General features: G+C 72.5%; 1 protein-coding gene. It reads right to left on the bottom strand.

What is annotated here, in order from left to right:
- On the bottom strand, positions 1 to 451 hold a 451-nt coding region (locus tag JL475_RS39375; RefSeq protein ID WP_237409609.1), incomplete at both ends, for a condensation domain-containing protein.

Below are 451 nucleotides of genomic sequence, written 5' to 3'. Positions count from 1 at the left end.
CCGGCCGGAGACGGTCGCGCCGAAGACCACGTCGTCCCGGCCGGTGAGCTGCCCGACGACCATCGCCCAGGCAGCTTGGAGAAGGGTGTTGAGGGTATGCCCGGCGGTGCGGGCCCGGGCGGCCAGCGCCGCGGTCAGCTCGGCAGGAAGGTCGACGGTGACCCGCTCCGGGGCGGAGGATCCGCCGGCCGGAGCGGCCGGAGCAACCAGAGTGGGCTCCTCGAGCCCGTCGAGGACCTCGCGCCAAGCCGTCTCGGCGGCGGCCCGGTCCTGCTGCGTGAGCCAGGCCAGGTAGTTGCGGTACGGGGTCACGCGCGGCAGTCCGGCGGTGTCGCCGCGCCGCCCGTAGAGCTTGAAGAGCTCGTCCAGCAGGACGGGCATGGACCAGCCGTCGAGCAGGATGTGGTGGTTGGTGATGACGAATCGGTAGCGGTCCGGGCCCATGGTGATG

The organism is Streptomyces sp. M2CJ-2, assembly GCF_016757295.1.
In the GTDB taxonomy this organism is placed as follows: Bacteria; Actinomycetota; Actinomycetes; order Streptomycetales; family Streptomycetaceae; genus Streptomyces.
This window is presented reverse-complemented; position numbering and strand designations above follow the sequence as displayed.